Origin of the sequence: Pseudoduganella umbonata, assembly GCF_014192225.1 — a bacterium.
Lineage (GTDB): Bacteria > Pseudomonadota > Gammaproteobacteria > Burkholderiales > Burkholderiaceae_D > Rugamonas > Rugamonas umbonata.
Genome location: NZ_JACHXS010000001.1, coordinates 713338 through 740255, shown reverse-complemented (window position 1 = coordinate 740255; position 26918 = coordinate 713338). Strand labels below are relative to the sequence as shown.

21 protein-coding genes are annotated in these 26918 nt (G+C 67.9%); 14 read left to right on the top strand and 7 right to left on the bottom strand.

Features of this window, described 5'->3' with window-relative positions; genetic code table 11:
• The first annotated feature begins 3 nt into the window (after positions 1-3).
• The 8 genes from FHS02_RS03050 to FHS02_RS03015 all read left to right on the top strand — a co-directional run bounded on the left by FHS02_RS03050 (position 4) and on the right by FHS02_RS03015 (position 16958).
• The gene (locus FHS02_RS03050) at positions 4-1668 is read left to right on the top strand and encodes a hypothetical protein (protein WP_175424717.1); all 1665 of its coding nucleotides are present in this window, start codon (positions 4-6) and stop codon (positions 1666-1668) included.
• Positions 1623-3857: an ATP-binding protein gene (locus tag FHS02_RS03045; RefSeq protein ID WP_175424716.1), complete on the top strand. Its 2235-nt coding sequence runs from the start codon at positions 1623-1625 to the stop codon at positions 3855-3857. The genes FHS02_RS03050 and FHS02_RS03045 overlap by 46 nt, the downstream gene beginning before the upstream one ends.
• The gene (locus tag FHS02_RS31190) at positions 3854-9469 is read left to right on the top strand and encodes an eCIS core domain-containing protein (RefSeq protein ID WP_217496902.1); all 5616 of its coding nucleotides are present in this window, start codon (positions 3854-3856) and stop codon (positions 9467-9469) included. The genes FHS02_RS03045 and FHS02_RS31190 overlap by 4 nt, the downstream gene beginning before the upstream one ends.
• 13 nt (positions 9470-9482) lie before the next feature.
• The gene (locus FHS02_RS03035) at positions 9483-9902 is read left to right on the top strand and encodes a DUF4240 domain-containing protein (RefSeq protein WP_175424715.1); all 420 of its coding nucleotides are present in this window, start codon (positions 9483-9485) and stop codon (positions 9900-9902) included.
• Positions 9892-10914, top strand: coding sequence for a pentapeptide repeat-containing protein (locus tag FHS02_RS03030; RefSeq protein WP_175424714.1), 1023 nt, complete (start codon positions 9892-9894; stop codon positions 10912-10914). Before FHS02_RS03035 ends, FHS02_RS03030 begins: the two co-directional genes overlap by 11 nt.
• Before the next feature lie 12 nt (positions 10915-10926).
• Complete coding sequence (locus FHS02_RS31185; RefSeq protein WP_217496901.1) at positions 10927-14877, top strand: eCIS core domain-containing protein; 3951 nt, start codon at positions 10927-10929, stop codon at positions 14875-14877.
• Positions 14878-14900: 23 nt separating this feature from the next.
• Positions 14901-15644, top strand: a complete 744-nt coding sequence (locus tag FHS02_RS03020; RefSeq protein WP_137312741.1) for a hypothetical protein — start codon at positions 14901-14903, stop codon at positions 15642-15644.
• A gap of 486 nt (positions 15645-16130) precedes the next feature.
• Positions 16131-16958 carry a hypothetical protein gene (locus FHS02_RS03015; RefSeq protein ID WP_137312740.1) on the top strand — a complete coding sequence of 276 codons (828 nt, stop codon included), beginning with the start codon at positions 16131-16133 and terminating at the stop codon, positions 16956-16958.
• A 666-nt stretch (positions 16959-17624) separates the two neighbouring features.
• Here FHS02_RS03015 and FHS02_RS03010 read toward each other — a convergent pair.
• Both FHS02_RS03010 and FHS02_RS03005 read right to left on the bottom strand, forming a co-directional pair.
• Complete coding sequence (locus FHS02_RS03010) at positions 17625-17783, bottom strand: hypothetical protein (protein ID WP_175424713.1); 159 nt, start codon at positions 17781-17783, stop codon at positions 17625-17627.
• A 645-nt stretch (positions 17784-18428) separates the two neighbouring features.
• Positions 18429-18671 (bottom strand): hypothetical protein, encoded by a 243-nt coding sequence (locus FHS02_RS03005; RefSeq protein ID WP_137312739.1) that lies wholly within the window; start codon positions 18669-18671, stop codon positions 18429-18431.
• A gap of 84 nt (positions 18672-18755) precedes the next feature.
• Here FHS02_RS03005 and FHS02_RS03000 point away from each other — a divergent pair, with 84 nt between their 5' ends.
• Entirely contained in the window at positions 18756-18989 is a 234-nt protein-coding gene (locus FHS02_RS03000; RefSeq protein ID WP_137312738.1) for a hypothetical protein, read from the top strand.
• 326 nt (positions 18990-19315) lie between these two features.
• Here FHS02_RS03000 and FHS02_RS02995 read toward each other — a convergent pair whose 3' ends face one another.
• The gene (locus FHS02_RS02995) at positions 19316-20725 is read right to left on the bottom strand and encodes an aminotransferase-like domain-containing protein (protein ID WP_137312737.1); all 1410 of its coding nucleotides are present in this window, start codon (positions 20723-20725) and stop codon (positions 19316-19318) included.
• Between the two features lie 144 nt (positions 20726-20869).
• Here FHS02_RS02995 and FHS02_RS02990 point away from each other — a divergent pair, with 144 nt between their 5' ends.
• Positions 20870-21265 carry a cytochrome ubiquinol oxidase subunit II gene (locus FHS02_RS02990; protein WP_137312736.1) on the top strand — a complete coding sequence of 132 codons (396 nt, stop codon included), beginning with the start codon at positions 20870-20872 and terminating at the stop codon, positions 21263-21265.
• Positions 21266-21852: 587 nt separating this feature from the next.
• Here FHS02_RS02990 and FHS02_RS31795 read toward each other — a convergent pair.
• From FHS02_RS31795 to arsN2, 4 genes are read right to left on the bottom strand one after another with little or no spacing between them, the layout of a single operon-like run.
• The gene (locus FHS02_RS31795; protein WP_259772479.1) at positions 21853-21984 is read right to left on the bottom strand and encodes a hypothetical protein; all 132 of its coding nucleotides are present in this window, start codon (positions 21982-21984) and stop codon (positions 21853-21855) included.
• Positions 21985-22034: 50 nt separating this feature from the next.
• Positions 22035-22298: a hypothetical protein gene (locus tag FHS02_RS02985; protein WP_137312735.1), complete on the bottom strand. Its 264-nt coding sequence runs from the start codon at positions 22296-22298 to the stop codon at positions 22035-22037.
• Between the two features lie 9 nt (positions 22299-22307).
• Positions 22308-23321: a DUF1176 domain-containing protein gene (locus tag FHS02_RS02980; RefSeq protein WP_137312734.1), complete on the bottom strand. Its 1014-nt coding sequence runs from the start codon at positions 23319-23321 to the stop codon at positions 22308-22310.
• Between the two features lie 46 nt (positions 23322-23367).
• On the bottom strand, positions 23368-23913 hold the full coding sequence (gene arsN2, locus FHS02_RS02975; protein WP_175424712.1) for an arsenic resistance N-acetyltransferase ArsN2: 546 nt from the start codon (positions 23911-23913) through the stop codon (positions 23368-23370).
• Between the two features lie 96 nt (positions 23914-24009).
• Here arsN2 and FHS02_RS02970 point away from each other — a divergent pair, with 96 nt between their 5' ends.
• The 4 genes from FHS02_RS02970 to arsH all read left to right on the top strand — a co-directional run bounded on the left by FHS02_RS02970 (position 24010) and on the right by arsH (position 26876).
• A complete protein-coding gene (locus tag FHS02_RS02970) occupies positions 24010-24333 on the top strand; it encodes an ArsR/SmtB family transcription factor (RefSeq protein ID WP_137312732.1) in 324 nt (107 codons plus the stop codon).
• Positions 24334-24448: 115 nt separating this feature from the next.
• Positions 24449-25729: an arsenic transporter gene (locus tag FHS02_RS02965; protein ID WP_137312731.1), complete on the top strand. Its 1281-nt coding sequence runs from the start codon at positions 24449-24451 to the stop codon at positions 25727-25729.
• Between the two features lie 9 nt (positions 25730-25738).
• Positions 25739-26167, top strand: a complete 429-nt coding sequence (arsC, locus tag FHS02_RS02960) for an arsenate reductase (glutaredoxin) (RefSeq protein WP_137312730.1) — start codon at positions 25739-25741, stop codon at positions 26165-26167.
• Entirely contained in the window at positions 26160-26876 is a 717-nt protein-coding gene (arsH, locus tag FHS02_RS02955; protein WP_137312729.1) for an arsenical resistance protein ArsH, read from the top strand. Before arsC ends, arsH begins: the two co-directional genes overlap by 8 nt.
• Positions 26877-26918: the final 42 nt, after the last annotated feature.

The window sequence follows — 26918 nt, the reverse complement described above, 5'->3', positions numbered from 1 at the left end:
ATCATGGCCCCCGCCGATATCGTCATTCGCCGCTTTTCCAGCGTGTACCGGTGCGCACCGCGGGGCGATGCCGGCCAGCGCGTGCGCGACCGGCTCGATGCGGTGGTGCGGCGCGGCATCGGCGAACGGATCGGTGCAATGGCCGCCGCGCTGGCGCGGGGCGACGACCGCTCGGTGTGGGTGATACGCCGCCTGTCGGTCAGCTGCGTCGTCAACAGCGCATGGGATGACGACCGGATCGCCGGTGCATGGGCCAGGCGGCTGGTGTATGCGCTGGCGCTGGAGCTGGCCGCCGGGGGCACCGACGGCGTCATCCGCTTCGACAGCCCGGCCGCGCAACTGGCGCGGTTCATCGCCGATCTCGCGGACGGCGACGCGTTCGGCAAGTGGTACAACGGCGGCTATGCCGGCCTGAAGGCGTTGCCGGTCTCGATCGCACTGCGTACGGCACTGGCCGACGCAGGTGCGGACGGTGTCGAAGCGCTGCGGCTGCTCACCGGCGACGGCGTGCACCCGGTGCTCCACGCGTTGTCGCCCGGCGATGCGCTGGCCGTGCTGCGAGCCTTCGCGGCACTCGGCGACATGGTGCCGCCGCCCGATATCCTGGTCCTCGCCGATGCGGTGCTGCGCCATCGGCCGGCGTTCCGGGTGGACGATCCGCGCTGGGGACTGGCCGCTTTTGTCGTGGCAGCTGGCGAGTACCCCGGCTGCGCGGGCGGGCTGGTCAAGGCCGTGGCCGCCATCGCGTTGCACGCAATGCAACAAAATCAGGCTCGGGCGGACGCCATGGAGGCTCCCGCCGGGACGCTGGCCACGTGGCCGGAGATGCCTGGCGCGAAAAAGCTGCTGGACGGGATGCCGGCCGCGCTGCGCCGCCAGCTGCCGGAGTTTGCCGCGGCGGTGACGGCACCGGGTCACACCGGATACGGCGGCGGCTTCCTGCTGCTGCCCGTGCTGCTGTCGATGCCGTTCGAGGAATGGGTGCGCGACTGGCCGGCCATCGCCGGTCTTCCGGCCGACCGCGTGCTGCGCAGTCTCGTGCTGGCCACGTGCCTTGGTCCCGGCTTGCTTGCCGACCCGCTGTGGCGGGAGCTGATGGGTTTGCCGGCCGATACCGACTGGCCGGCGCTGTACGAGGAGCTCGGCAAGCTCGGTGCAAAGCCGCAACTGGCGCTGCGCAGGGGACTTGCCGGCCACGCCCGCGACCATGGCGGCGTGCCGTTCCATGCCAGGGCCGTGCGCGTGGCGGGCCGGGCCTGGCACATCGATGCCGATGCGGACGGCTACTGGCACCGGATCGCCGCCGCGAAGCCGGGCCGGCACCGCTTCGTGGCCGATGCCGATGTCCATTACCTGGAAATACGGCTGCCGCGCCTTCCGCAGCCGCTGCCGCCCGCCTGGCAGCGCCTGCTGTGCCTGGCCGCCCAGGGCACGATGCGCCGCTTTGCCCGGCGCCTGCCCGGCTTCGCGCTGTCGCATCTGGATTACCTGCAGGCGAATTTCCTGGACCTCCCGGCCAGCGTCGAACGGCGTGGCGACGCAACCATCGTCGGGCTGGGGCGGCCGCCGCTGGCCCTGATGCTGGACCTGGCCGGCATGACGCGCACCACGTACGCGCTGCCATGGCATCCGGGACGGACCTGCGTGCTCCACGCGGAGCGTGGGTGATGGAACTGGCCGACCTGCCGCCCGAGCTGATGCCGTTCGCGGCGCGGCTGCGCCACCTCGATTGCGTGATCGAACGGGAAATCCTGCGCCTGCGGGCCCGCTACCAGCTGTCGCTCGACGAATTCCGCGGCCTGTACGTCAGCGACGAACAGGTGGACCGGCTGGTTGACGGACCGGTGAGCGACGGATCGGACGGAGAAAGGGTGGCAGGCGACCGCATGGACGTGCTGCATATCGCCCGCCTGACGCGCCAGGCCCGGCTGCTGCACGCCACGGCGGCCGGCATCGAGGACCGCCTGGCCATGCTGGCCGTGCGCTGCAGCCTGTCGCCGGTCGAATGCGACCTGGTGTTCCTGGCGCTGGCGCCGGAACTCGAGCCGAAATACGAGATCCTGTACGCCTACCTGAACGACGACGTGGCCAGGAAGTGGCCGACGCTGCATCTTGCGCAGCGCCTGCTGGACGAGCGTGCGGCCACGGCGAACCGGGTGCGCCAGGCCCTGTCGCCGGCCGGCACGCTGTTGCGCGAGCGCCTGGTGATCCTCGGCGATGCCGGCAACCGCCTGCGCGGCGGCGGCCACCAGGGGTTCGCGCTGGCGCCGCCGGCCGTGCAGTTCCTGCTCGACCTGCCGCCCGGCAGCGCGATCCTGGCCAACTGCGCCGTCCGCGGCACTGCGGCGCAGCCTAGCGAGACGGTGCCCGTCGTGGAGGCACTGGCGGCCCGGCTGCGGCGCCTGCCCGCTGTGCTGGCGCAGCCGGCGCCGCCGCTGCTGGTGTTCGCGGGCGAACCGGGCAGCGGCAAGGGCGAGGCGGTGCATGCGCTGGCGTCGGACATCGGCTTGCCGGTCGTAACCCTCGACCTGGCGGCGATCGGAGCCGACGAAGCGGTGGCCACGTTCGATGCGCTGGCGCTGGAACTGAAGCTGTGGCCCGCGCTGCCGCGCATTGTCGGCGCCGATTGCCTGCACGACGCCGAAGGCCATGCAAACACCGCGGCCGGGCCGTTCCTGCGCTGGCTGCGCGCCTGGCAGCGCCCGGCGGTACTGGATATCCCCCGCGGTTTCGCGTGGCGCCGGCTGCTGCCCGAGCTGCGCGGCATCGAATTCGACTTCGACGGCGGCGGTTATGCGCACCGCAGCGCGCTGTGGCGCACGCTGCCGGCCGAACATGGCATCGCGCTGGACGGCGCCGATGCGGCGCTGCTGGCCGGCCGCTTCGACTTCAGCGCCGGCCAGATCGGCGCCGCGCTGGCCGACGCCGCCACGCTGGCGCAACTGGAAGGCGACGGCGTGCCGGTCACGTTCGCGCATATCCTGCGCGGTGCGCGGGCCGGCGCGGACCAGCATCTGGGCGCGCTCGCCACCAAGGTCGTGCGCGGCCAGGGATGGGACGACCTGGTGCTGACGCCCGGCACGCGCGGCCGCGTCACCGAATTCACGGTCGCCATCCGCCAGCGGCACGTGGTGTTCGCCGAATGGGGTTTCGGCGCGCGGCTGGGCCATTCCGGCAGCCTGGTGGCCCTGTTTGCCGGTGCGTCCGGCACCGGCAAGACGATGACGGCCGGCGTGATCGCCGCCGAACTGGACATCGACCTGTACAAGGTCGATCTCTCCGGCCTGGTCAGCAAGTACATCGGCGAGACGGAAAAAAACCTCGACCGCGTGTTCGACGTGGCGCGCAAGGCCAATGCGATGCTGTTCTTCGACGAGGCCGATGCGCTGTTCGGCAAGCGCTCGGAAGTGAAGGACGCGCACGACCGCTACGCCAATATCGAAACGGCCTACCTGTTGCAGAAACTGGAGGAACATCCCGGCGTCGTGATCCTTGCCACCAACGTGAAGCGCAATATCGACGAAGCCTTTTCGCGCCGCCTGCAGTATGTGATCGAATTCCCGCTGCCGGAGGTGCGCGAACGCGAGCGGCTGTGGCGTGGCATGTTTCCCGCTGCCGCGCCAGTGCGGGACGATGTCGATTTCGCTTTCCTGGCGCGCCAGTTTCCGCTGGCGGGCGGGCATATCCGCAATGTCGCGCTGGATGCCGCCTTCCTGGCCGCCCAGGCGGACGATGCCATCGACATGCGGCAGATCGTGCAGGCGCTGGCGCGGCAGTATGCGAAGCAGGGCAAGATCCCGTCGCCCGGCGAGTTCGGGCCCTATTATCCGCTGGTGGCGGTTCGGGAGGCGCGGTGAGTGCGCGGCCTGCCATCGCGGCGACGGCAACACGGGAGGCAGCGCCGGCGCGCCAGGCCAGCGTGGTGCGCGCGCCGGCCGCCCGTCATGCCGGCCAGCCGGATGCGGGGCAGGCGAACTTCCAGCCGGCCGGCAATCTGGCCGCCCAGCCCCGGGTGCGGCCGGCAACACAGGCATCACCCGGCAGCGGCGCGGTCCAGTTGAAATGCGCGGCCTGCGCCGCCGGCGGCGCGCCGTGCCCAAAATGCGAGGAAGAGGCGCGCCAGCCGGTCCAGCAGATGCGTGCCGGCGATGGGGCGACCGTGCAGTTGTGGGATTGCTCGGAGTTCGGTGAACCGACGTGCGTGCAGACCAAGCCGGCCGAGCCGCCACCCGTGCAGGCCCGCTGCGCTGCCTGCGAGCAGCCGCAGGAGCAGCCGCAGGAGCAGCACGGGCAAGCGGGGAAGCAGGCGCCGGTGCAGCGCGATGGCGACGCGGGCGTGCCGCCGGAAGCGATCCAGCGCGAGGCCGGCAAGGGGCTCTCCAGCGCGACCGCTCCGCTGCCGCACGCCGAGCGTATCCAGGCCGCGTTCGGGCACCACGACCTGTCCGACGTGCGTGCCGCCGTCGGCGGGCCGGCCGCGACGGCAAGCCGGCGCATGGGCGCGCTGGCCTTCGCATCGGGCAACCGGATCGGTTTCCGCGAGAGCCCCGGTCTTCATCTGGCCGCGCACGAGGCGGCTCACGTGGTGCAGCAGCGCAGCGGACTGCGCCTGCCCGGCAATGTCGGCCGGCCGGGCGATCCGTGGGAACGCCATGCGGATGACGTCGCCGACGCGGTGGTGCGCGGGCGGTCGGCGCAGCCGCTGCTCGACAAGGTGGCGCGGCCGGGCAAGGCGGCCGAGGGGCACGGCGGCCTTGGCGCGAACGCCAGGACGGGCCCGGTCCAGCACCGCCTGACAACCCCGCCGACCCGCAGCATGGAGCCGCCGGCCGCGCCGCCGCAGGTGCCCGGCGAGCGCGCCGGTTCGAAGGAAGGCAAGGGGGCGGGCGCCAAGGGCGGCGCCGCACCGGCGGGCGGCGAGACCGGCTCGGCGCTCGAAGCGGCCGGCGGCGATACGGAAGCGCCGCCCGAAGGCGTGACCACGGGCGCGACCGGATCGCCCGGCGCCGGCGGCGGCGCAGCCGGCGCACCGCCCGGCGCCGCGGCACGTCCGGCCGCCCCGGCCAGCGGCGGCGCACTGAACGCGCCGTGCTACAACGTCGACCCGCCGCCGCGGCCCAGCAAAACCAAGAAGCCGAAGAGCGATAACGACAAGAACGAGGCGAAGGGCGAAGAACGCGTCACTTTCGACGCTTGGCAGGACTTGCCGGACGTGTGCCCGGCGGAAGCGGCGATGGCGCAGGCCGGCGGTCCCGCGGCGGGTGCGCCGGCGGCTGGCGCGCCACCCCCGGCCGAAGCGGCGGGTGCGGCAGGACCGGAAGGTGCGAAAGGGACCGCCGGGGCAAGCGGCAAGGCGAAGGGCGGCGGCGGCGGAGGCGGTGCAGGTGCGGGCGAAGGGGCTCCGGCAGCGGAAGGCGCGCCCGCCGGCGGTCTCGACAGCGAGATCGGCCAGGCCGAGGGCCAGCGCGACACGGCGATCGGCGATTACGAACAGGCCGCCGCCGCGCTGGAAACGGTGCAGGCCGGGACGGGGCAGTTGCGCAGTGGGCTGGTGTTTGCTGGCGGCGGTCCACAGACCGAAGGGGCACGCGACAAGGCGATCGGCCGGACCGGCGCCTTCCTCGACGCCGCGGCCGGCCAGATCGCCAGCGCGGCCGCGTTCGGCCTGCAGCGCCTGCCCGGCCGGCTGGGCAGCCTGGCCGACAGCATCAATGCCAACACCGCCGCCGCCATCGACCTGGAAAAGGCGGCGATTTCCGAGCGCATCATGGGCGCGCGGGCGCGTTCGATGGGCGCCGCGCAGGCCGCCCGCGCGCATGTGCTGGCCGAACACGCCGCCAGCGTGGCCACCGTCGAGGCCGAGACCGATGCCGCGCTGGCCACGCTGGACGATGAGTACGGCACCGCGCTCGAACAGACCGACGAGAAGGAAACCGGCGGCCTGGCAGACGTCAACGGCCGCTTTGCCGCAGGGCGCAGGAGCCACGAACAGAAGGGCCCGCAATACGCCGGCCGGGCGGTGCGGCGCGGCCAGGAACATGTGCGCCAGTACGAACGCTGCAAGACCCACCCGAAGACGGGCGTGGCCTACGACGACGACGGTTTCTGGGACGGCTGCCTGACCGTGCGCCGCGCCCGCGCCCAGCAGGACGTGGCCTGCAAGACGGCCGGCAGCTACCGCAACGCGTTCCTGCGCACCGCCAACAAGAAGGGCTACGACCTGATCGAGCTGCGCAAGGTCTACCGCTGCGCGGTGATCGCCGGCGCCCGGCAGGTGAACCAGACGCTGGACGACCTGTACGACAGGCTGACGTCGGGCCTGGAAAGCGCCCGCACGCAGGCGATCAAGGGCCTCGGCATGGCCCGCGACCAGAACATGGCGGCCATCGATGCCGCGCTGGCGGGCTCGCTCGGCGGGCTGGCCGCGCAGGAAGCGGCGCAGCGGCAGGCGGCGGCCGACACCGGCTACCTGAAGCAGCTGGCCGTCGAGCAACTGGCGCACAGCGGCGCGGCGAACCTGGTGCGCGGCGTGTCGGCGGCATCGGCTTCGCTGCAGCAGGTGCTCGGTACGGTGCGCGACCGGCTGGCGGCCGGCGGCGTGCCGGACCCGGACTGGCTGACGCTGACCCTCGGCACGCTGCAGTCCGCGCTGGGCGGCGGCATGGAAACGCTGCTGGGCAAGATGGAGGAAGGCGCGCAGGGCGCCGAACGGACGCTGGTTGAACTGGGCATGGCTTCGCTGGCGGCCCTGCAGAAAGTCACCGAGGGTAACGACGCGCTGGCCGCCCAGGCCGAGGCGGGCTTTACGGCGCAGATGCAGGGCCTGATGGCCGGCGCCACCTCGGCGTTCGGCCAGCTGACCGGCAGCCTCGTCGAGCAGGCGCAGGACGGCGCCGCCCAGGGCACCGAGGCCATGCAGGCGGCGGTCACCGGCTTCGCGACGGCGCTCGGCACGATCGGCGGCAAGGTCACCGCCGCGGTCGCCGCGTCGCTCGCCGAACTGGTGAAGGACCTGGACGGCAAGATCGCCGAGCTGGACGAGCAGATCGCCAGCGAGGCGTGGAAGGCCGCATCGAAGGAGCAGCCGGCCTGGAAGAAAGTGGTGGCGATCGTGCTGATCATCCTCGTCATCATTGCCGCTGCGGTGATCAGCATCGTCACGCTGGGCGCCGGCGCCAGCCTGTTCGCCGTGATCCTGGTCGGCGCGCTGGTCGGCGCCGCCAGCGCGGGGCTGATCCAGATCCTCAACAACTGGTCGTCCGGCGAAGCGTGGGACGAGGGCCTGGTGACGGCCATGGTGATGGGTGCGATCGGCGGCGCAATCGGCGGCGGCCTCGGTTTCGCCGGCGGCGCGCTGGCCGCGGGTGCCGGTGCGGCGGGCGCCCGCGTGGCCACCCAGCTGGCGATCCAGGTCGGCGCCGACCTGGCCGCCGAGGGCATCACGCAAACCGTGGGTTACTTCGCGTTCGGCCAGGAATTCAACTGGCAGGGGTTCCTGATGGCCGGCACGATGTCGAGCGTGGGTTTCCGCGCCACCCCGGCGAAGCCCCATGTGCCGGTCCCGCATCCGCCCGCCCCGCGCGCAGGTGGTGCGCCGCACGGCCCGGCGGCGCCGCATGCAGGCGGTCCCCATCCGGCCGCGCCCGATGCGCCGCGGCCCCATGCGCCGGAGCCCGCGCCGCCGCGGCCGGGCGAGGCTCCTGCCACCCGGCCGGGGGATGCGCCGCCGGCACGGCCGGGGGAAGCGGCGCCGGCACGCCCCGCGGACGCAGCGGCACCGGGGCCCGGCACGGCCGGCGCCGCAGCGGGACGCCGGGCCGCCGTCGCCCAGGTAGCCGGTGGTGCGGTACTCGGCTTCGCCGTGGAAGGAATCGGGGCCTGGCTGAGCGGGCAGAAATTCGACATGACGCGGGCCGCTTCGGCGGCGGCCGGCGGCGCGGTCAGCGCCCGTGCCGCACGCATGGGCCACGGCAGCGCACCGCGCGAGGCGCCCGACACGCGCCTCGGCCGCGCCGGCGACCGGCTGCGCCAGTTCGACCCGGGCGATGCCGGCGCCCGGCTCGGCAAGCGGCTGGAGGATGCCGGCGGCCGGCTGTTCGGCCGGCCGGAAGTGGACGCGCCTTCCGGCGGCATGGCGCCCGCACGGCCTCGAACGGACGAAGCTTTGCCGTCAGGCGCCAAGGTGGACGAACCGGCTCCGGCGCCACGCCCGGCCGATACCGGGGAAGGTCCGGCCGCGCCGCCACGCCGGCCCGATACTGCCGACGACCCGGCTGCGCCGCGCGCCGCCGATGCTGGCGAGGGGCCGGCCCGGCCGCCACGCGGCACCGGCGAAGCGGTGCCGGAGGGGCCGCCCACCCGCGATCGGTCGGCGGCCGAGCTTGCCGAAACCACGCATGCGCCGGTCCGGGTCGGCAACGAGGACCACGATGTGTATTTCACGCGCCGCAACGGCCATGTCGAATGCGACATCTGCAGCTTCGGTTGCGGCAGCATCAAGTCCAACCTGCGGCATATGCAGGCGGCCTTGCCCGACACGCCGGACGGCGTGCGGCTGCGCGACCAGCTGCAGGAGATCCACACCCGGGTCGTGGAGGTGGAAGCGGGCATCGAAGGGGCGACGATCCCCCACCGCGACGTGATCGCTGCCAGTGCCGGCATCGCCGACAGCCTGCATGCGCTCGGCATGGCGGAGCCGCGGCTCGGCGCGGCGATCGACAACCCGAACGTATTCCAGCGGGTGTACGACCCGGCCGATGTCGATACCGCCGGGCGGCCGCGGGTCCGGACCGACGACCTGGGCGGCGAAACGGCCCCGCGCACGAGCGCCCCGATCGGCAAGGTGCCGGAACTCAAACTCCCCAACGGCACGCCGCTGCCCGAAGGCACGCCGCTGCTGTATGTATTGCGGGACAAGGAGACCGGCGCCGTGCTGAAAGTGGGCGAAACCGCCGTGGGCACCGCCGCGGAGGCACGCTTCGAGCGGTACCGCTTCGCCGCCGAGGAGCTGGACGTGAGAGCGGTTATCGAAATCACGCCGGTCACCGACCTGCGCGGCAGGAAGATCACCGACTACGAGTCCGACCTGCGCGCCCGCATGGAGGCCGCCGGGCATATCATGCCCTGGGATTACACACGCGTGGAAGGCAGCGGCGGCATGGGCCGCCTCGGCCGCGCCGGGCCCGGCACGCCGTTCGAATCGCTGCCCGGCAGTGCCACAAGCAAGCTGCGCCGCGACAAATGGGACTGGGAGCGCGGCGACACACCGCGCAAGGGCTACCTGCTGCCGCCGGGCGAAGGCAGCGGAACGGCGCCGGTACGGGGCAAGATCCAGCTGGACGAACTCGTCGGGATGCTGCGCGAAGGCCGGACCACGAAGCAGATCGCCGACCATTTCGGGGTGCCGGAACCCAGCGTGCGCCGTGCAAAGAGCAACTGGCGCCGGATCCTGGCCGAACGGCTGAAATAAGGGAGGTAGCTATATGAATACCGATTCGGGGCATGGCAAGTTCTGGGACATGGTGGACCTGGCGCGAGATGACCGCGAGCGCTTCACGGCCGGCCTGCAGCATATGGATGGCGACGACCTGGCGCGGCTTTGCCTGGAGTACGAACGGACGGTCGGCAACCTGAAGGACGAACCGTACGTCGCGTACATGGGCAACCCGTCGGAAGACGGCGCCGACGACATCGCCTATGCCATCGTGGCGGCCGGCAAGGCAGTCTACGACGACGTCGAGGAGCACCCTGAACGGATCCCGGCGGTCATCGCGCAGCTGCCACCGCCAGCGGGATTCGACGCGCGCGGGGCGATCAGCAAGGTGTATCGGCAGCGCTTCAACGAATCGGTGTTCCGGGCCATGGCGCGCCTGGAACAGGAGGAGAGCGGCGATGAACCCTGAATTACTGCGCATTCTGGAGGAGTGCATCCGCACGCACCGCACAGCGCGCGGCCTGGCGCTCGCCGCGGCCGACCTGCGCGGCGCCCGCCTTCAGGGCTTGCGCGCCGACGGCCTCGACCTGCGCGATGCGGACCTGCGCGACAGCCTGCTGGCCGACGCCCGGTGGAAAGCCTGTTCGCTGCAGGACGCCCGGCTGGAAGGCGCGAACCTGGCCGGCGCGATCCTGCGGCTGTGCATTCTCGACGACGTGCGCGCCGCGGGCACCCGCCTGCCGGGCGCCCGCATCGAGAACAGCCAGGCGCGGGCGGCGCGCTTCGACGATGCCGATCTCACCGATGCCGTGCTCACCGATACCGATTTTTCGCGGGCCAGTTTTCGCGGCGCGGTGCTGGAAAACGTGTCGGCCACGGGCAGTGATTTTCGCGGCGCGGACTTGCGCAAGACCAGGCTGCGTGGCGCGGTGCTGCACGATGCCGACCTGCGCGGCGCCGACCTGACCGGTGCGGAGTTCACCGATGCCGATCTCGCCGGCGCGGATCTGCGTGGTGCCGTGTTTGATCCGACCTGCGATCCGATTTGCCATCCCGCGCGTGGCGAGGCAACGCCGGGAAGCGGTAACAGCGCCACTTTTCCCGATGAACTGCGGCCGCTGGTGGACACGATGGCACCGGTCGTGGCGCAAGTGCTGCGCAGCGCGGGAGAGCACGCGGTGATGGATTCGGAAACGGCCCACAGGCTGGCCGGCGAGGCACAGCGGCTGCGCGGTGGGACGCCGGCAGGGCCGATCGAACTCGATACGATCGCGGCCGTTTCGCGCATCCTGCCGCTGCTGGGCGGCGACCTGCTGCCGGAACTGGCGAAGGCGCTGAAGCAGCCGCCAGGCACGGTGCCGCCACCCGAAGTGCAGGCAACCATCCTGGCGCTGCGCAGGGAGCTGGGCTTGCGCAGCGACGCATCGACCGAAGATGTGCTGGCGACCCTGCTGCGCGGACTGCGCGGCGGACACGCCTGACCGGCATGCGCCATGCCCGGCTTCTGGCTGTTTCCCCCTTCGCGCGGCGGCCGTCCGGAAGGGCCGGCGGCGGCCGGGCCGGAAGCCGCGCTCCCGGAGGGTGAGGAACAGCCGGCCGGCAACCAGGCGCTCAGCCGCCGCACCGGCGCTGCCAGCGGCCACGTCGCCCGCCAGACACAAGGACCGGACGACGAATGCGGCGAGCCGCTGCCCAACCGCGTGCGCGCGGCGATGGAAAGCCGCTTCGGCACGGACTTCGGCGCGGTGCGCATCCACGATGGCAACCGGGCCGCCGCCAGCGCCGCGGCGCTGCGCGCCCGCGCCTTCACGACGGGCGCGACGATCCACTTCGGGGCCGGCCAGTTCCGGCCCGACACGGCGGAAGGGGCGCGCCTGCTGGCGCATGAACTCAGCCACGTGATCCAGGGCAGGGCGGGTGCCGGCCCCGAGAAGGCAGTGAGCGCGCCGGGCGACGCTGCCGAACGGGAGGCGCACCAGGTGGCGGACCGGATCGCGACGGGGCGTCCCGCGCCCGCCATCGCCGCGCGGCCAACGGCCCGCGTGATGCGCCAGGAGGACGATCCCGACCATCCGCCGCTGCCACCCGGCCCCGCACGCGAGCCGGACGTGGCGCTGGAGCCGCTGGCCGACTGGATGCCGGTGGTCGACCCGCTGGACCCGGCACAGTTCCGCATCCCGGTGGGCACCACCCGCGAGCAGGTCGCCACCCGGCTTTACGGCGATCCGGCCCGTTTCGGCGGCTTCGATATCGTCGGCGACCAGATGGTGCGCCTGCGCAGTTTCGACGGCGTCGCCAACGACGTGGCCGAACTGCTGCGCGCCGCGCTGGAGACGCAACTGGCCGCCGACGTGGAGCGCGTGATCGCACTGCTTTCCGAGCGGCTGATCGGCGACGCGGACGAGCGGCAGCTGCTGCAGGCGACGGTGCGCTGGAGCAGCCGCTCCGGACTCGCCGATGCGCACGGCGTTTCGTTCTTCGACCGCTACCTGAACGCCCTGGAAGGCCGCACGCTGACGATGGAGCGCCCCTGGCCGTTCAGCAACATCACGCACACGGCGCTGGAATGGCTGCTCGACGAGGCAGAGCGGAAAGCACCGGAGATCCGGCGGCTGATCGCGCGGGGCTCGACGCGCGCGCCAATGGCCGGCAGCGGGCCGGACGAACAGCGCGTGACCGGGCCGATGGCGCGCGGCACCGTCGTGGGCGGTTATGCCTACCGTACCAGGCGCGCCGCGCTGGCCATCGGCGAGTGGGACCACGGCACCGGGCCGATACGCATCAACGAGCGCGTGGTCGACGAAACCACGGCGCCGCTGGCCGAGATCGCGCTGCGCAATGCACCGCATCCCGGCCCGCGCGTGGTCATCCCGGGCGGTGACGGGCACTTTTATGGCTACACGGTCGACTTCCCGCGCCTGGAACAGGGCTATGTCGAGGGAACCGACAGCTGGAATACCAACCGCCCGCCGGAACACATCGACAACTGGTGGTGGCACTACACGGGAACGGTGGCGATCGCCGGCGGCGAGTTCCAGCCCGAATCGGGCGGCGGCGGCGCCGACGAGCGCACGCGGCGGATGGACATCCTGACGCGTGCCCTGGCGGCCGGCCCAGCGGAACAGCGTGGGCTGGATTTCGATGCCTTGGCCCTGGCCACCGTTGCCCAGCGCGTCACGCTGATCGACGCGGCGATCGTGCGCCACGAGGATGCGGACGCGACGCTGATCGCCCGCATCCTGTACGCCACGCCGGGCGCCGACTTCCCGCTGCTCGAGCGGGGCCTGTCCACCAACGGCGCGATGGACCGGCTGATCAGGATGCCCGACCCGGGCGGCCGGCTGGCGACGATCGGCCGCATCTTCACGGTCAAGGCGGTGGCCACGATGCAGGTGGCCGGCGAAAACCTGCAAGCCTTGCCGGAGCTGACGGCCGGCTTCGACGACGACGGCTTTTTCCACGGCGCCGACTTCTCCAGCGCGACGGCGGCTTCGCGCACCGTGTCGGACGCGGACTTTCCCGCCCAGGCGGGCGGCCAGGTGGCGCTCGGCCACGAGCGCACGGTGGGCGGCGCCGCGCCCGGCGCGTTCGACCGCTCGACCATCACGATCCAGCCGCAGATCATCCGCGCCGGCAGCCTGGCCGGCAACCTGTGGCGCAGCATGCGGGGCACGCTGCTGCAAAGCGGCGGCCCGCCGGTCGGCCCCTTGCTGCCCACCCAGCTGGTGCGCGTGCGCATCCTCGGCCCCGCCAGCGAGACGCGCGTGGTCACCGCGCTGGAAGCGGTCGGCCTTCTCACGCCGCCTTCCGGCCAAATCCTGCAGCAGGCGATTTCCTCGACGGTGCATGGCTATATGTGGATCATGGCCGGCACCGGGCTGCTGCGGGCATTCGGCCCGGCGCTGGCCGGCGCCCTGATCGAAGGGGGCGGCCTGCGCGCCGCCGGCGCGGCAGTGGCCGAAACGGCGGCGGGTGCGGCGGGCCGCGCCGCGCTCGTCAACGCCGGCCTGATCACCGGCATGGAAGCGGTGGAGGGCAACCGGACGGCCATCGCCGCCACGCCGGAAGGGCGCGACTTCCTGGAAATCTACGACGTGGCCATCGCCGTCTGGATCTCGCGCGACATTGCGCGCCTGATCGGTTCCGGCCTGGTACCGCGGCTGGTGAGCGCCGCCGACCGGGTGGCGGCGCTGCCCGGTGCGATCCGCGACGCCATCATGCCGCTGCGCGCCGAGGCCGAGGCGATGCGCCGCACGATCGCCCGCTACGCCACGCCGGCCGAAGCGACTGCCGCAGCGACCGCCGATGGCGCGACGATGGCGGCAGGCAGCGCGGCCGAGACGCGCCCCGGCTTCTTCGCGATGCTGCGCGTGTCCCGCGGCGAGGTTGCCGCCGAGCGCCTGACGGGCAAGCTCGCCGGCACCGGTGGCGAAGCCGCAGGCCGGCGCGTGCTGGGACGGCTGGAAGGTGCGATCGGCAGGGCGGAAGGAGAAGCGGCGGCCATCACAGGCACGACGCCGGAAGCGGAGCAGGCGCGGGCTGCAGCGGCGCGCCGTGCCGAGCAGGCGGCCAGTGCCCGCTTCGCGGTTGCCCAGCGCGCGGCGCAACTGCGACCCGATGCCCGCGAAGCATTCCTGAATGCCGTCGATGGCGTCATCGCGCGGCGACCGAACGCGATCGCTTCGCTGACCGACCTGTTGACGGCGGCCGCGCAGTCGCGCGCGCCGAACCTGTTCATCGCCGAGGTGCGCCAGCTGGTCAACCGGCCCGGCGTTTCCGACGAAGCATTGGCCGTACTGGGCGCGAAAGCCCGCGAAGGCCGCGAAGTGCTCGACCTGGCATGGCTGAACCGCACGCGGATCGCCGACGAAACGCTTGATTTCCTCGGCCGCGACCGGCGCACGCCGTGGGACCTGTACCGGCGTACCGCGGCCGACCCCGCATCCGGCAGCCTGATCGTCACCTTCCGCACCGCCGCGCGCGGTGCCGGCGCGGAACTGGTCGCCGCCGAAAATGCCGCGCAGCTGGGCAGCAACGTACGGCGGCAGGTGCGGATGGGTTCGAGCGAGATCGACTACGAGATCACCGTGGCCAGCCGGCGCCACGGCTTCGAGATCAAGGGCTGGACGCCGAACACCTGGGACGACGCGCTGGACGCGGCGGTCCAGCGGCTCAACCGCCGTGGCCTGACGGATGCGCAGAAGGAGTCGGTCAGGAAGATCGACACGATGCTGCGGCAGCTGGCCGATGCGCAAGCCGCCACCGGCAACGTGCCGTACCTCGGCATCACCGATGGCTTGACGGCGGAACAGCTGGCCCGCCTGCGCCGCGTGCTGGGCGCCAACGGACTGGCCGGCACGCGCCTCGTACCGATCTCCGAGACGCGCATCCGCGAGGCCGCCGCGGGTACAATCGGCGAAACCCTGGGGATACCCCGGCCATAGAAGACATGGAAGAAAGGACGAACATGACGCTGCTCGACGCTTCGATCTGCTGGGCCGTACTGGCACCGCTTCCCGTGCAGGACCTCGAGCGCATCGCCGCGCGCGAATGGACGCGCGAGGCGCCGCATGCGGTGGATCCACCGCCGTGGCAGGCCGTGGCGGGGGAGGCCGACTATAACGCGCTGGTGTCGCGCTCGCCCGGCACCGAGGGTGGCGACCGGCACTTTGCACAGATCCTGTCCAGCCTTGCTGCGGGCTACAGTGTCTACGCGCTGTGGCTCGATCCGGAGCGCCGGCATGCGTTCATCTGGAAGGAGGGGAGCGAGGCCGGCACGCCGGTGGCGGGACCCGACGAGATCGCGGCCCGGGCGGGTTTCTCGCTTGCGCCAGTCACAGCCCCGGCCGCGCCGGAGATGTCGGCGGCATTCGTGGAAGGTGCCACGATCGACGCGGTGCGCAGTGCGCTCGGCGAATTCGCCGACGAATCATGGCTGCGGGTGGAGCAGGGGACTGGCGGCGTGGTCATTACCGCGACCGACGGGCCGCTGGGTACGCAAGCCTGGGATGTCGCGGAAGCGATCCCCGCCGCCACGGTGTATTTCGTGCAGCGGGGCGTGGAGATGTTCGAGGTGCTCGTGCTGCGGGGGATCGAGCAGACGGGACTTTACCGGGTCCCCGCATTCGAAGGTGAGCCGGGGGCGCTTGCCGATATCAAGGGGGAGACGGAACCGCTGGGGATCATGCGGGTGCTGGGGATGCCGGCTTGACATGGCGTCAGGTGCAAAACGGCGCCTTGCTCGCATGCGATCCAGCCGGGTGTATTAAAGGAGTCGCCCAGCGTTCTTTTTCCATGCCTCGATGCGATCTGGGCGCATCAATGAACGGGCACAACGAATAGCACGAACGCTCGTCTTTTTAACTCGACATTACAGGATGTATTGTCGAGTTTAGTTTATGAGGCGAACGGCGGGGGTGGCAGGTGGACTCCCCGCTCCGGTGTCCTCGCCCCTCTCCTGTCATGCCCGGAGGGGAATAGGGCCCTACGGCACGTATTGTCTATTGCGTTGGGCGATCCGAACAGGCCGGGCGCCTTTCATGAGATGGCCGATTTCTGGCATTGCCAGTTGCGGGTACCCGCATTCTGTCGTGTTTTTTTGCCATTTATACCTGTCAATGGACCTCTTGTCGGATGGCCCGGTACTGCATTCGAGCACCCGGCATACTGGGCTACCTCAACTCTACGGGACGCCATCTTGCGATATCCGATCAAATACCTGCTTCTGGCAAGCGCGCTGGTTGCCGGCGGCCTGGCATGGAGCGCCGCGCCAAATCCGGACGCTCCGGCAGCCGCCGACGCCAACGCGCTGCCCGCATCGCGCGTCGAAGTAAAGGGGATCCGCAGCCCCGCACGCTGGCCGTACCGCGCCTTCCTGGAAGGCCTCGACACCTTCGACGACAAGCGCAGCCTGGCACCGAACGGGGTGCTGACCTTCGTGCTGCAGCCCGCGGCGCCACTGCCGGAGCACGCCACCGTGGCGATCGACAGCGAGGCGGGCCGCGAAATCCTGCCCCGAAGCGGCATGTACTTCGCCGTGCCGCGGATCGACCGGCTCGACCGGCGCGACGCCGAATTGACAGTCACCGTGCGGGATACCCAGTTCGCCCAGGATCGCTCCGGCGAAAAGCCTACGATGTTGGCCAGGATCGTGGAAATCGGCAAGCTGCCGGTGGCCGATGTGCGCAGCCCCGGCTTGCCGGACAACGTCTTCCGGCTCGGTGATCTCAGGCTGGCATGCCAGGTCACGGTCGCCGTGTTCAAGGACCAGTCGCCTTGGTGGTTCAATTCGCTCGTCACCGGTTTTATTCGCAAATCGAACTGGTGCGAAGGCGCGGACTCGTCGTCGTTTTCCCCGCGTGCCGCGCAAGGCTTCATCGCGCTGACGATGCGCGACGGCGCGCGCGAGGAACGCTTTACGTATGACGAGCCGCGCTATGCGTTGCCATTGCCGGCTCAGCAACGGAACTGGAGCGACGAGACACTGGTCACGATCGAGCCGGCGCCGGACGAGTCGACGCCGTAAGGCAGCTCGTTGCTGCTGGATCCCGATGGGCCGATGTAGATGGGCCGATGTAATGGCGGCGTCAGGCGATGCCGAACAGGGTTCGAGGCGAGGGAGGGCTTCCGGTCTGCGGCATTTGTCGGCTCTTGAAAGGAGCTGGCAGACCGGGCTACAGTTCGCATTTGACATAATATAGATTATGCGAACATATGGGTTGCTCGCGATACCGGGTCCTGAAGCTTCTTTTCAGCTGCTAGCTCTCGGAAATAAAGCTGTAATTTCTTTGGAAGTAAAACCGTTGGATGTCCCATAGCGCGACTTTCCGAGAGATCTACTTTCATCTGGCCTGCCGTATCGCCTGCATCTCGCTCCGTATCCGCTATCGCGTGCTCCCAGCGGATTGGCGCAACCGAAGCTACAACCGTCGGCGTAATCCTTCGGCTTCACGTGCAGAAAAGCCGAGAGCCTCGCGTGTGAGCTTTCCCTTGCTTTAGACATGACGCTCATCCGACTATCGTCGCACCACCAGCCAACGAACTCCAGGATGTCCAGCCAAGCTGGTGGCGCCGTTGTAGGTTGCCATGCTTTTCGTGAACCACGTTGAGTTGCCGTTTGCAAGCTGTACAAGCGCGATCCCATGCGTTGTCGCGTATTTCAAAATCTGCGCCGAGCGCACTGAGCGTACCGTCACATCGAAATATAGGTTTCATCCGGTGCTTTGTTGGCGTTCAGGTGACCCGAGGTGTACTGCTCAAGCCCGAGACCGCTGCCGTCGAGGATCTCTTTCACGGCAAGCTCATACTGCCGCGGAGTCAGGATAATGTCGTTGTCGTCCAGGAATGGCATAGAGTTGTTCCGCCTTGAAAAGCGGCCCGGAATTACTGATGGGGCTAAGCCTCCCTGCTCTTCTGACCGACGCTGTCCGGGACGACAGGTCGCGTTGGCGGGCAATGATCGCAGGATAGGCGATGTGGGACGGTCAGGTTGTTGTGTCCCTGCCTTCGCTTTCCGGAACTGTGCATGAGCTTCCATCGCCTGGAATTGCTCGACCTTACGCTCGAGACGCCGGCTGACTTCCTTCTCCAGATATGGCTTGTTCGTTTGCCGCCAGGTCGACGGCAAGCGCTGCGCCCTCCTCGCTGCTTCCCGTGCACTACTGTTGACTACAGCCGCAAGGCTTGCCGGGACAGAAGCCACACGGGTGCCAGCCTTGGAACCGGCGCCCGCTGCCTGCTTAGCGCCGGCTTGCCTCGCAGATCGACTTGCGCCTTGCGCCGTCACACGCGATTACGACGCGGCGCGGTGGGCGCAACCTGCTCGGCTGCACTGAGCCATTCCGAAGGGGTCTAACCGGTTTGCCAGCTAATAGTTCCGCAGCGGTGCCGCTGGTATTTGCCGAAGCGGGCTGTGGCCTGCTTGGTGACGCTGGTCAATAGCCGCATCGGACAATAGCCGCCGAATCATTGGATGTCGGCCGACTCTTGTTTGCGATCATGGGAAGCTCAAGTCATTACCGAGCATCCTGAGCAAGGCGAAGGCGACGAGCCCCAGGCCTAGCAGCGAGAGCATGAAGGCTGCGGCTACCGTGCCTCCAGCACGTAGCAGCGCGCGTTTGTCCTTCACATACGCCTTTCCCTTCTTGCCTTGATCGTAATGCCACTTAATGGCGTAAAACATGCCCGTGCATAATGCGAGAACTTTGAATGCGCCGGCGACTATAGGGAACCAATCCATGGTTTCGGTTACTTTCAGGCTATTACTTGACACTGTTCATCGTGAAGAGCACGACCTCAAACACTGCAGCAGCAGCTTTATCTCTTGTTCAACAATCCGAACGCCAGCGCGATGGTATCGAAGTATGGTTTTGCCGCACGTTTCAACGCATTCTACGCAAAAGCAATTTCCATACATCGGGACAAAATGCCCCAGTTGAAAGCCATGCAAGACGATGATGTGTCGATCTGGCTAACGCAGCTGGACGTGCCGGCGGGCCCCATTTTCAAATGGCAGGTGCGCGGCAGGCTGCAATGGTTGACAAATCAAATTGGGTAACCGTCCACCTACCCACCGCCAGGTGCCGGAATAGCTGGACTGACAGCGTTCACGCGCATACGACGACCTGAATGGTTCAAGTTCCATCGCAACGTCGTTGCCGGAGCCAATTGCCAGTCCGACGTCCGCCTTGGCGAGCGCAGGCGCATCTTGGGCGTGCGCGCTGTCTGCAAGCGTTTTTCAGCGCCTGCCACTTTACGGTTACCGCACCGGCTCTCTTCGTTTCTTCTTCAGACAGGGACAAACCCGCTCCAGGAAGCCTCCCGCGGGTCGACAATGGAAGCAGAAGAACCTGTCGTGCTCGAACCAGAGGGTCCGGGTGCGTTTCATACAACAGCACCGCCATATGCGTCGGGCCGCCGCTCCAGCAACCGAGACAGGCGCTGCAGGGCTGCCCTTAAGCGTGCACGGTCACTAACGTTGCCCAGCGAGATCCGGATCGCGTTCTCAGATTCGCCATCGGTTGCGAATGCCTCCGCCGGTGTGACTGCTAGCCCTTCGCTCTCTGCGGCTTGCGCGAGCTGGTAGGGCCGCCAGTATGCCGGCAGCTCGACCCATATGTGCAGCCCATCCCCGGGCCGGGCATATCGTCCTCCCAGCACGTCGCTGGCCATCTTGTGACGCGCGCGGGCCTCGCCTCGCACGCCTAGCATCAACGGGTTTGCCGAGCCGTCGAGGATCCACTGAGTAGCCAGCGCAGCGGTCAGGGGCGCGACCATCAATGCGAAAGACCTTAGGGCCACGAGAAAGCGTTCACGCTCGACAGGGTCACGCACCAGCACGAAAGCCACGCGCAGCCCAGGCGTAAGGCATTTCGACAAAGTGGAAATGTAATAGACGTGTTCGGGCGCGTAGGTAGCAATGGGCGGCGGCGGCGACTCGGCGAGCAGCCAGTAAGGGTCGTCCTCGATGATCGGCACGTTGCAGCGTTTTGCCACGGCTGCCAATTCCTTGCGCCGCTTCTCTGGCATCGTGACTGTCGTCGGATTCTGTAGTGTCGGGTTGAGGTAGACGAGCTTGGGGCTATGCTGCCGGCAAGCTTCTTCAAAGGCCTGAGGCAGCATTCCATCCTTGTCCGTCCCGACCGGAGTAACACGGCGTCCGAACTGCGTTGCCGCTGCACGCAACCCGGGATAACTCGTCCGTTCCACAAGAATGGCATCGCCGGGCGCGGTCCGTACCAGGATCAGTGCTGCGATCGCTGCCTGTGCGCCGGGACAGACGACTACCTGGTCCGCATGCATGCTTCCAAACATCGGCGCTATCCACCTGGTCCCGGCTTCGCGGTCGGAGGCGCTGCCGCCGCCCAGATGGTAAGTCATCAGCAGTTCGTTATCCGCCCGCATCAGCACTTGCGCGAGACCTTGTTTCAGCAGATCGCCGAAGTCGACGCCGTCCGGCGGGGGCGGCGTGTTCATGCTCAGGTCAAGGACCGATGTCAGATCCACCTTCGGCGCCGCAACATAGGTACCGCGAGCGCCACGTCCTTCCAGCAGATTTCTGCGCCGGGCTTCGTCGTACGCCCGGGTGATCGTTGTCAAGTCCACGTCAAGCTGCGCAGCCAACTCGCGCTGTGGAGGCAGGCGATTGCCTGGTTTGAGCAAACCATCGGTCACAGCCTGCTGCAATGCGTCCGCGATCTGGAGAAAACGTGGACCGGCGCCACGGCGTAGTTGCGGCGGCCATGGTGGTACAGCTGTTCTTGCATGGTTTTCAACTGGGGCATTTTGTCCCAATGTATGGAAATTGTTTCGAAGTAGTATGCATCAGAAGGCGTGGAAGGACCAGCGTTACATGGCTCCGGGACGCGCTTTCCCTCCTCATCTGGAAGTATTTGGCGAACCCCCAGGTTTGCCATGTTTATCTCAAAGGCAGACCAAATGAAAAACGTAAACACTTTGCAGGGCATGACTGGCCTTCCAGCTCGTGTGGAGCAGGCAAAGTCAAGCAACCACGTGAAATCGGTTAAGTGTGCCGGTATGTATGCGATCTTGGCTATGCTGATCGGTTACGCCGTACAACTGATGAATTCGGCAGGCGATATTAGTGTCCAGGAAAAGAATCTGATCTTCTTCGCCTCCGCCGTGACGCTGCTGATGGCCATCCCGATAATGGCGCTGAACATATATTTCATCTCGCGCCGCCGTGCATCCACCATAACCGGCGAGCATTCGTCATTGCGTTCACACTGGATCAAGAAGGAAGCTGCTGCATGGGCTATGCCAATCGTCACCATTGCCGTGCTCATCTTTCTGGGTTGGGGTGTAACGCACTAGCTCGACCTTTACAAGCCAGTCGAGTCGCAGGTGGCGCACGGATGTGGCGATCATGCGTGAGCGCATCGCGTCCACCCGGCGGCCTTCGCCGGCAATCACACTACCGCCGGCGAGGCCCGTAGCGCCCGCGCCACCTGCTCCAGCGCATGCTGGATGTCGTCCCGGCTTGCCGTGCCACCGATGCAGATCCGCACGCCCTCCTCCCGCTGCGGCGATACGGTCAAAGGAATCGCTGGGCACTACGCCGATGCCGCGCGACTCCATTCTCGACACGAGTTCTCCCCGTGTCCAAGGCTGCGGCAACGGGATCCACAGGTGGAATGCTTCGGGGTGCGAGGCATAACTGCCCGCAGGCAGCGCACGGCCGCAATCTTCTGGCGCACCGCGCGCGCCTTGCGAATGTTGTTGAGGGCCAGATCGGCCGTGGCGTCGCGCACCCAGCGTGTCGCCAGTGCGGCGGTGATTGGCGACACCATTACTGGCGTGCCTCGGATCGACGCGACAGGCAAACGCGACTTAACTCGGATAGCGCCAAACACAAAGGGCGGCCGAAGCCGCCCTTCTTATCTAGCTGGCGCCGTCAGGCATCAGCAGCAGGACGCCAGCATCTTGAGGCAGCACTCGATGCTGCCGCAGCAGCCATTGGCAGCGGCAAAGGCACCGGCAGAAGCAGCCAGCAGACCGGCGGCGATAGAGATTTTGATGAGTTTCGATTTCATGGTTGTATTCCTTTTAAGATTGAAATATAGCGGGTGAATGACGCTACGTATCAATCGGGAGGAACCCAGACGGTTCGGCAAGGCGACGGCAATGCACCGCCGGCGTCGGAAATCCGATCGACGCTGGCCGTGACTGCCGGCCAGTTGACAAGCGCCGGCGGTGGCGCGATCGCCAGCGCGCCAGGTGCGCAACCCATGTCGATACATTGCAGCGAACAATGCTGATCCGGGCAGCAGTCATGCGGCGCGCGCTGTCCAGCGACAGCGCTCGTGCACAGACACAATGCCAACATCAACAGGAGAATCGCTTTCATCTTGCCATTCTAGTGCTTTTGCCCATGCTGGGGCGAGACCGGAGGAGCTTTTCGCGCCACCCACTTCCGATTGTCGATCGAGGCCAGCATGCCGCGGCAGTGATCGGCGTGGTGCATCGCCAGCAATTCGAATCTGCTGCCCGTCCACAGCCATTTAGAGACGTGAAAACAGTCGGAAAGGGTCCGCCCGGAGTATGAGCCAAGCACCTGGCCGTCGAAATCGGCATTCGCCAGGCCATCCGATGCCAGGCCATTGGTTGGAAGGTCTATCCGGCGCGGCTGATATGGCGGTTTCCCGTTGGCCAGCCACGCTTCGTAGTAACTCGACGTCGGGCCGCGGTCCGATTCAAGCAGGACCAGGATCTGGCCATTGGACAGGCGGTACAGGCCAAGGTGGCCGCCCCAGCCTTCCTCGGACGGACCGAGTTCCGCGAGCAACGCCGCCTCGATTTCCCGATCGTGGATCTCGTCCGCACTCGGCGCCGCACGCAAGGCCGGCATGGCCGGCGCTGCGGGCACGGCGGCTTCCGGCCGGCCACCGCGCCGCACCAGCGCGCCCGGGGTTTCGAGCCGTCCCTGCAGGGCATCCATGCGCAGCAGCGCGGCCTTCGTGCCGGCAAGCGGCAGGGCCCACTGCTGCGCGCCGTCATCAAGCACACCCGCCCTGCCGTCGATCATCCTGCCGAGCAGCTTATGCGCCGCTTCCTTCGGGATGGGCTGGTTGGCCCGCACTCGCACTGGCGGACTATTGTCAACCGTTATGGTGATGTCGACGGGCTCCCCCGGCCCATCGCCGGCGACGATGATCCTGACTGTTACCGGTGTAGCGGGCCCCGCGTCGCGTACCAGTTGAACGGCGATCCACTGTGCGGTGTCGCGATCCGGTCCGTAGCCGACCGCTTCGCAGTGGTTGACGTTATCGCACTGCACGGTCCAGTCTTCATATGCCTGCGCGGCGCAAAGGAGCGGCGCCGACAGGGCCGCAGCAAGGAAGGCGGTTCGAAGCGGTCCGGATATCGTCATCGGCCAGTTGGCTCGCAGTAAGATCGGGGAAGATCGGTGGCCTGGACTATAGGGCAGCCGCCGGCATGCCGATATCTCGATCAGAGTCCAGCGAGGCCACCATGAAGGTCGCCGATGCAGGGCAGACGCCCTGGAATTCACGGGATGCCTGCAGCGCGGCAGGTGCGGTATTGCGTGCGGCTCGCACGAATCCGTGCCCTGCAAAGAATTCGGGAGCCGTCGTGGTGAGCAGATAAAGTCGGCGGATGCCGTGGATGCGCGCCCTCGCCTTGATCGATTCCAGCATCTGCTTGCCCATGCCCTGGCCGCGCCATCGCTGGGCCACCGCTACCGACCTCAGTAAAGCCAGTTCGCCGTACCGTTCGTAGCCAGCGGCACAGCAGATTTCTCCGCCATCCTCGCCGACGAGAAACTGTTCGAGGTGATCCCGAGCGCCGTCCAGGGGCAGGCGGGCTGCGAGCAGCAGTGCTTCGATGGCTGGCCAGTCTGCCGCGGTGGCCGATCGATACGTCAATAAGTTCTCCATCTTCCCTCCCTGACTGTTTTCCGGAATAGAAACGGTCCAGCAAATCCTGGTGACGAACGCTGTCATCGTCCAGTCACGACACTTCGATAATCTTTGAAATGTCGTACGTAACATTGTATGATGTTTCCATGATTGTTGAAATGTAAAAATGGAGCAATGACCATGCAGACCAAGGACGTGTTGGCGGCGCTGTCCGCACTGGCTCAGGAAAGCCGGCTGGCAGTGTTCAGGCTCCTGGTGCAGGCTGGCCCCGCCGGGCTGGCGGCGAGCAGGATTGCCGAGGAGCTCGATATCGCGCCATCGTCGCTGTCTTTTCATTTGAAGGAACTGACGCACGCGAAGCTGCTGACCTCGAAGCAGGAAGGCCGCTTCGTGATCTATTCCGCGGACATCCCGACGATGAACGGCCTGATCGGCTTCCTGACCGAAAACTGCTGCGGCGGCGTTCCCTGCAGCCCCGGCAGCGATCAGGCAAAGCTCTGCTGAGCCCCGCAGTGACCCGACCCGCTCGGAGCGCCGTAGCCGAAGCTTGCTCGCCACGGCCAGCGAATTTCCTCACGCCGCCAGTGCGCGCCGTATTTCATTTCTTTAGGATAGACCCGTGCTGATCGCGTTCCTGATCTTCCTCGTCACACTCATCTTCGTCATCTGGCAGCCGCGCGGCCTCGGCATCGGCTGGAGCGCCTCCGCCGGCGCGCTGGCCGCCCTGCTGGCCGGTGTCATCCAGATTGCCGACATTCCCGTGGTCTGGCACATCGTCTGGAACGCGACCGGCGCCTTCGTGGCCGTGATCATCATCAGCCTTCTGCTGGACAAGGCCGGCTTCTTCGAATGGGCCGCGTTGCACGTCGCGCGCTGGGGCCAGGGCAACGGCAAGCGGCTGTTCGCCATGCTGGTCCTGCTCGGCGCGGCCGTCGCCGCGGTGTTCGCCAACGATGGCGCGGCCCTGATCCTGACGCCGATCGTGATCGCCATGCTGCGCGCGCTGCGCTTCGACGCGCGCTCGACGCTAGCCTTCGTGATGGCCGCCGGCTTCATCGCCGACACGGCGAGCCTGCCGCTGGTGGTGTCCAACCTGGTCAACATCGTGTCGGCGGACTATTTCGATATCGGCTTCGCCCGCTACGCAGCCGTCATGGTGCCCGTGAACTTCGTCTCCGTCGCCGCCACGCTCTGCGGCCTGCTGCTGTTCTTCCGCAAGGACATTCCCGCCGACTACGACCTGGCGCAACTGAAGCGGCCCGATGAAGCCATTCACGACCGCGCAACCTTCATCACCGGCTGGTGGGTGCTGGCGCTGCTCCTGGTCGGCTTTTTCTGGCTCGAATCGCTGGGCGTGCCGATCAGCGCCGTCGCGGCCGTGGGCGCCGCGCTGCTGCTGGTCGTGGCGGCGCGTGGCCACAGGATCTCCACCCGCGAGGTATTGCGCGGCGCGCCCTGGCAGGTCGTCGTTTTCTCGCTCGGCATGTACCTGGTCGTCTACGGGTTACGTAACGCCGGGTTGACCGACTACCTGACCGCGCTGCTGAACCGCTGTGCCGAGCACGGCGTCTGGGGCGCGGCGCTCGGCACCGGTTTCATCACGGCGATCCTGTCGTCGATCATGAACAACATGCCAACCGTGCTGATCGGCGCGCTGTCGATCGATGCCACGGCCACCCAGGGCGTGGTGCGCGAAGCGATGGTGTATGCCAACGTGATCGGCAGCGACCTGGGGCCCAAGATCACGCCGATCGGCAGCCTGGCCACCCTGCTGTGGCTGCATGTACTGGACAGCAAGGGCATCCATATTTCGTGGGGCTATTACTTCCGCGTCGGTATCGTGCTGACGCTGCCGGTCCTGCTGATTACCCTGGCCGCACTGGCCATCCGTCTAGCCTGAGGAGACATCATGAGCGTCACCATCTATCACAATCCCGCCTGCGGCACGTCCCGCAACACACTGGCGCTGATCCGCAATGCCGGCATCGAGCCGGTCGTCATCGAATATGTGCAGCATCCGCCCGACCGCGCGACGCTGGCCGGGCTGATCGCCCAGGCGGGACTGACCGTGCGCGAGGCGATCCGCGAAAAAGGCACGCCGTACCTGGAGCTGGGCCTGGATGACCCGGCCGTGAGCGACGAGCAGCTGCTCGATGCCATGCTGGCCCACCCTGTCCTGATCAACCGCCCGTTCGTCGTCACACCGGCCGGCGTGCGGCTGTGCCGCCCGTCGGAGCTCGTGCTCGACATTCTCGCCGAACCGCAACGGGGTGCGTTCACGAAGGAAGACGGCGAAGCGGTCGTCGACGGGAAAGGCCAGCGCATTCACCATGGATAAGATTGCCAACCTGCCCAACATCCGTGCCGACCAGCTCGACATGCCGGCCCTGCCGAAGCTGGAGCCCGTCGGTGGCATGGACCATCCGCCGCGCTTCCTGCTGCTGTATGGCTCGTTGCGCGAACGTTCGTTCAGCCGTTTTCTGACCGAGGAAGCGGCCCGCATCCTCGAGCATTTCGGTGGCGACGTGCGGATCTTCGATCCCACCGAGCTGCCGATGGCCGGCAGCGTGCCCGAGGATCATCCGAAAGTCGTCGAATTGCGCGAGCTGTGCCTGTGGTCCGAAGGCCACGTATGGTGCAGTCCCGAGCGGCACGGCGCCATCACTGCCGTGATGAAGAACCAGATCGACTGGATACCGCTGGAACAGGGCGCGCTGCGTCCGAGCCAGGGCCGCACGCTGGCGGTGATGCAGGTCTGCGGCGGTTCGCAATCGTTCAACGTGGTCAACACGCTGCGCCTGCTGGGCCGGTGGATGCGCATGTTTACGATCCCCAACCAGTCGTCCGTGCCGATGGCCTACAAGGAATTCGACGACGAGGGCCGCATGCGCCCTTCCGCGTACTACGACCGGGTGGTCGACGTCATGGAGGAGCTGTACAAGATCACGCTGCTGATGCGCGGCCGCACCGATTACCTGACCGACCGGTACAGCGAACGCAGTGAACGGGCGCTGAAGGCGATCGACCGGCAACTGCAGAAGCTATGACTTCGGTGTGCGCGCCTGTCGAAACCAGCCATTGACGGGCTG